At 64.9% G+C, this 5343-nt stretch carries 7 protein-coding genes; 5 read left to right on the forward strand and 2 right to left on the reverse strand.

From position 1 onward, the window contains the following. Positions 1–99: 99 nt before the first annotated feature. A complete protein-coding gene (hemA, locus tag EPO09_RS09560) occupies positions 100–1464 on the reverse strand; it encodes a glutamyl-tRNA reductase (RefSeq protein WP_290642516.1) in 1365 nt (454 codons plus the stop codon). 153 nt (positions 1465–1617) lie between these two features. Here hemA and EPO09_RS09565 point away from each other — a divergent pair, with 153 nt between their 5' ends. Genes EPO09_RS09565 through bioD form a run of 5 tightly spaced genes read left to right on the forward strand, consistent with a single transcriptional unit; the run spans position 1618 to position 5126 of the window. After that, the gene (locus EPO09_RS09565; RefSeq protein ID WP_290642518.1) at positions 1618–1887 is read left to right on the forward strand and encodes a hypothetical protein; all 270 of its coding nucleotides are present in this window, start codon (positions 1618–1620) and stop codon (positions 1885–1887) included. 24 nt (positions 1888–1911) lie between these two features. Further along, positions 1912–2574: a 7-carboxy-7-deazaguanine synthase gene (gene queE, locus EPO09_RS09570; RefSeq protein ID WP_290642520.1), complete on the forward strand. Its 663-nt coding sequence runs from the start codon at positions 1912–1914 to the stop codon at positions 2572–2574. A 15-nt stretch (positions 2575–2589) separates the two neighbouring features. Then, on the forward strand, positions 2590–2961 hold the full coding sequence (locus tag EPO09_RS09575) for a 6-carboxytetrahydropterin synthase (RefSeq protein ID WP_290642522.1): 372 nt from the start codon (positions 2590–2592) through the stop codon (positions 2959–2961). A 36-nt stretch (positions 2962–2997) separates the two neighbouring features. Then, positions 2998–4410: an adenosylmethionine--8-amino-7-oxononanoate transaminase gene (gene bioA, locus EPO09_RS09580; protein ID WP_290642523.1), complete on the forward strand. Its 1413-nt coding sequence runs from the start codon at positions 2998–3000 to the stop codon at positions 4408–4410. 17 nt (positions 4411–4427) lie between these two features. Next, positions 4428–5126, forward strand: coding sequence for a dethiobiotin synthase (bioD, locus tag EPO09_RS09585; RefSeq protein WP_290642525.1), 699 nt, complete (start codon positions 4428–4430; stop codon positions 5124–5126). A 35-nt stretch (positions 5127–5161) separates the two neighbouring features. On the opposite strand, the gene EPO09_RS09590 is transcribed toward bioD, so the two are convergent. Further along, positions 5162–5343, reverse strand: a 182-nt coding sequence (locus EPO09_RS09590) for an OsmC family protein (RefSeq protein ID WP_367200060.1), incomplete at its 5' end; no start/stop codon positions are given.

Genomic DNA, 5343 nt, shown 5'->3' on the forward strand with positions numbered 1-5343 from the left:
CGGCCGCGATGACCGGGTAGGACAGTGCCGCATCCAGCTCTTCCAGCCGGCGGGCCAGGCGTTCGAGCGATGATGCGAGCGAGGGCGCCAAGCCGGCGCTCACGCTTTGTCCCCCGATGGGTCATGCCGTGTGGGCACGGATTTGTCGGGCGGGCTGCTGGCCGTGAGGTTGCGGCCGGGCACCAGTTCGCCGCGCAGGAACAGTCTGGACAGGGCGGCCGCTACTTGCGGGCGCTGGCCAGCATCGGCGCTGTGCAGTTCGGCCATGGCGCCGTGCAGCATCTTTTGCGTGAGCCCGCGGGACATGGCTTCCAGCACGGCTTCGATGTCTTCACCCTTGGCAATCAGCTTGCGGGCGCGGGCCATTTCGGCAGCGCGCCAGGCGTCGGCCTGGGTGTGCAGGGCCTGGATCAGGGGGACGGTGGTGCGCTGGTCCAGCCAGTGCACGAAGCCTTGCACGCCGCTTTCGATGATGGCCTCGGCCTGGGCGACGGCAGCCTGGCGTTTTTCGCCAGCGGTTTGCACCATGGTGGAGAGGTCATCGACGGTGTAGAGGTAGACGTCGTCGAGGCGGGCAACTTCGGGTTCGATGTCGCGCGGCACGGCCAGGTCGACCATGAAGATGGGACGGCGCTTGCGGGCCTTCAGTGCCCGTTCGACCGCGCCCAGGCCGATGATGGGCAGGGTGCTGGCCGTGCAGGACACGACGATGTCGAACTCGTGCAGGCGATCGGGCAAGTCGGCCAGGCGCATGGCTTGCGCACCCAGGTGGGTGGCCAGCTTTTCGCCGCGTTCCAGTGTGCGGTTGGCCACGGCCATCGTGCGTGGGTTGCGGGCGGCAAAGTGCGTGGCCGTGAGCTCGATCATCTCGCCAGCGCCCACAAACAGCACCTTGGTGCGGCCCAGGTCTTCAAACAGTTGCGAAGCCAGGCGCACGGCAGCGGCGGCCATGCTGATGGAATGCGCGCCGATCTCGGTGGAGGTGCGCACTTCCTTGGCCACGGCAAAGCTGCGCTGGAAGAGCTGGTGCAGGGTGGTGCCCAGGGTGCCGGCGGTATCGGCTTCGCGCACCGCCTGCTTCATCTGGCCGAGGATCTGGGGCTCGCCCAGCACCATGGAATCCAGGCCGCTGGCGACGCGGAAGGCGTGGCGCGCAGCCGGGCCACCTTCGAGCACGTAGGTGTGGCGCATCAACTCTTCATGGCTGACGCCGCCGATGCCGGAGAGCCAGTCCACCGCCGCGTGCTTGAGGGCCTGCCCGTGGCCGCCCAGGCCGCCTGCGGCGCAGTACAGCTCGGTGCGGTTGCAGGTGGACAGCAGGGCCACTTCAGGGTGAGCGGAACCCGTCAAACGCTGGTGCAAAGTCTTGAGTGTGGGGGCCAGTTGGTCCACGGCGAACGCGAATCGACCACGTAGGTCAACAGCGGCTGTGGTGTGGTTCAAGCCCAGGGTCAAGACGGTCATAGGCGGCGATTATAAAATCCTCCCTTTGCCTGGGTGACGGCTGGACGAACTAGTTCGTCCGAACGACGGGGTTTTTGTGCCTCGAACACACAGGAACCTTCGCCCGATTTGATGCAGCGCAATTTTCGGACGGCGCTGCGCCCGAGGAGCCCCATGGGTTTTCTGGACGCCTTGAACCACGCTTTGAACTTCTTTTTGCCCGCGCTCGGCATGGCTTTGCTGGTGCCCAGCCTGGCTCGCCTGGTGTGGTGGAAGGCGCTCGGTAGCGCGGGCTGGTTCCGTCAGGTGAAATGGGCGTCCTTGATCAACGCTGCGGTGCTGATCGTCGGTTTGTTGTTGACCGGCCGCGATGGCGCCATGCTGACCTACACGGGTCTGGTGCTGGCGTCGGCCCTGACCGTCTGGTGGACGGGATTACGCTGAGCGCGTTGATAGAGCATTAAGACCATGACATACAGCGTCAAAGAGATTTTCTACACACTGCAGGGCGAGGGCACGCATGCGGGCCGTCCGGCCGTGTTCTGCCGTTTTGCCGGCTGCAACCTGTGGACGGGCCGCGAGGCCGATCGCGCCAGTGCCGTCTGCCAGTTCTGCGATACCGATTTCGTGGGTACAGACGGCCTGGGCGGCGGCAAGTTCGACACGGCGCAAGCCCTGGCCGAGCGCATCGCCTCGTTCTGGCCGGCCACCGAGGCGGGCCAGCAAGGCAAGCGCTTTGTCGTGATGACGGGCGGGGAGCCGCTGTTGCAGGTGGATCCGGCCCTGATCGATGCGCTGCATGCGCAAGGCTTCGAGTTGGCGGTCGAGACCAACGGCACGATTGCCGCGCCGGCAGGCCTGGACTGGATCTGCGTGAGCCCCAAGGCCGGCTCTACCCTCGTGCAGACATCCGGCCATGAACTGAAGGTGGTGGTGCCCCAGGCCGGCTTCACGGAAAGCGACCTGCTGGCCTTCGAAAAGATGGATTTCCAGCAGATGCGTGTGCAAGCCATGGACAGCGCGCAGCCCCAGGACCGGAAAAAAGCCATGGAATGGGCGGTTCAGTGGTGCCTGGACCACCCGCGCTGGTTGCTCAGCGTGCAGACCCATAAGACACTAGGTATTCGCTGAAGAAAGTCAGATCAGATGTTCGAGTTGAGTCAGTCGTTTTCCTTCGACGCCGCCCACACGCTCAAGCGCAAGGTGTCGGCCGAAGAGGCCGCAGGCAGCCGCCGCATCCACGGCCACACCTACACGGCCGAGATTTATGTGCGTGGCGAGCGTCAGCCCGAATCGGGCATGGTGGTGGACCTGGCCGTGGTGCGCGAAGTGATTGCCGGGATCCGCAATCAACTGGATCACCACTTCCTAGACGAAGTGGCCGGCCTGGGTGCGCCCACGCTGGAAAACCTGTGCGTGTTCATCTATGCGCAGGCCAAGAAGCAGATCCCACAGGTGTCGAGCGTGGCCGTGTCGCGCGCGGCTGGCGATCGTTGCGTTTATCGCCCCACCCACTGAAGACTGCTGTCGACACTGGCGGCATACTGCGCGCCTATGACTTCTTCGAATCGGGCTAGCAATCTGGCCGAGCGCAGCCGGCAGGCCGTCTGGCATCCCTGCACGCAGATGAAGGTGCACGAGCACTTTCCGCCGCGTGCCATCGTGGCCGCTGAAGGCCCCTGGCTGATTGACGACCAAGGCCATCGCATTCTGGATGCGGTGTCATCGTGGTGGGTGAACCTTTTCGGGCACAACTTCGGCCCGATCCGCGAGGCGATCACGGACCAGTTGGGCAAGCTCGATCACATCATGCTGGCCGGCTTGACGCATCCGCCGGTGGTCGAATTGTCCGAGCGGCTGGCGGGCTTGACCGGCCTGGGCCATGCCTTCTACGCCAGTGACGGTGCCAGCGCCACCGAGATCGCGCTGAAGATGAGCGCACACAGCTGGCGCAACCGCGGCCGTGCGCAGAAGAACCAGTTCATCGGCCTGCAAGGCGGCTACCACGGCGAAACCGCAGGCGCCTTGTCGGTGACGGACATCCCGCTGTTCCGCGAGGCCTACGCCCCCTTGCTGCGCCTGAGTGCCACGCTGCCATCGCCCGATCCGCGCCATGCCGCACCGGGCGTGTCGGCGCAGGCGCATCTGCAATCGACTATTGACGCACTGGCCGCCTATCTCGCCGAGCATCACGAGCACACGGCCGCGCTGATCCTTGAGCCCCTGGTTCAAGGCGCGGCGGGCATGGCCATGTATGCACCTGAGTACCTGCTCGCCGTGCGCCGTTTGTGTGACCAGTACCAGGTGCACTGGATTGCCGATGAGATCGCCGTAGGCTTTGGCCGCACGGGCACGATGTTCGCGCACCAGCAGGCCGTGCTGCCCGATGGCAGCCATGTGAAGCCCGACTTCATCTGCCTGAGCAAGGGCTTGACGGGTGGTGTGATGCCTTTGTCTGCGGTGCTCACGACCGATGATGTGTACGCGGCCTTCTGGGATGACAGCGTGGTGCATGGCTTCCTGCACTCGCACTCGTACACCGGCAACCCGCTGGCTTGCCGTGCGGCGCTGGCGGTGCTCGATACCTTTGCCGCCCGCGACGAGCAAGGGCAGGATGTGCTGGAGCGCAATCGTGTGGCAGCCGCACGCTTCACGGCCATGACAGCGCCGCTGAGCCAGCATCCGCGCGTCAAGGCCACGCGCCACGTTGGCATGATCTGGGCCTGGGACGTGGACACGAGCGAGCCCACCTTTGCATCACGATACCACCGCGCGGCCATGGCCGCTGGCTTGCTGCTGCGCCCGATTGGCTCTACCCTGTACGTGATGCCGCCCTATGTGTTGAGCGAAGCCGATCAATGCTTTCTGGCCGAGGGCATGCTGCGTGTGCTGGATCAGGTGCTGGCCGAGATCGATGCCTTGCCTGATTCGTCGGCACCAGCCGCCCCTGTTGTGCCTGTGCCCTGATGGCATTCTCATCCAACATGACCGCTTACTTCATCACCGGAACCGACACGGGCGTGGGCAAGACCCGCACCAGCGCCGCCTTGATCCATGCCTTGCGCAACGCCGGGCATGCACGTGTGGTGGGCATGAAGCCCGTGGCGGCTGGGTGCGATTGGGTCGAGGGCGTCAACGGGCATCCCGGCCAATGGCTCAACGAGGACGTGGTGGCCTTGCGCGCGGCCTCCAGCCTCCATGTGCCTTCGTCATTCGACAACCCCTATGCCTTGCCTTTGGCTGCTTCGCCGCACATTGCGGCCAGACAGGCGGGCACGGAGATCGACCTTGCGCACATCGAGGCCAGCTTCCACGCCTTGCAGCAGCATGCCGATGCCGTGGTGGTGGAAGGGGCCGGGGGCTTCATCGTGCCGCTGTGCGAGCTGCCCGGTTGCTTCGAGACCAGCGCCGATCTCGCTCAGCGCTTGCACCTGCCTGTGATCATGGTGGTGGGATTGCGCCTGGGCTGCCTGAATCACGCGCTGCTGACGCAAGAGGCCATCCTGTCACGTGGTTTGACGCTGGCAGGGTGGGTGGCCAATGTGGTGGAGCCAGGCATGGCCGAACAGGCTGCCAACCTGGCCACCTTGAAAGCGCATCTGCAGGCCCCGATGCTGGCGCACTGGGGCTGGGATCCTCAGGCTGGTCCGGCAGAGCTGGCGCAGTCCATGCGCCTGCCTTGATATGCGCGCGTGCTGATTGAGTGCTGATTGGCACCTCAGGCGCGCGGTTCGACCACGATCTCGCTTTTCACCGAGTTGGCGATGAAGCAGGCCTCATGGGCCTCGTGGTGCATGTTCATCAGCGCATCGGCATCGGGTTGCTGTGCACCCGCGAACACAACGCGTGGGCGCAGTGTCACATGGGTCACTGCCATCTTGCCCTGCTCATTGCGCGTCA

Source organism: Aquabacterium sp. (assembly GCF_004297345.1).
In the GTDB taxonomy this organism is placed as follows: Bacteria; Pseudomonadota; Gammaproteobacteria; order Burkholderiales; family Burkholderiaceae_C; genus Aquabacterium.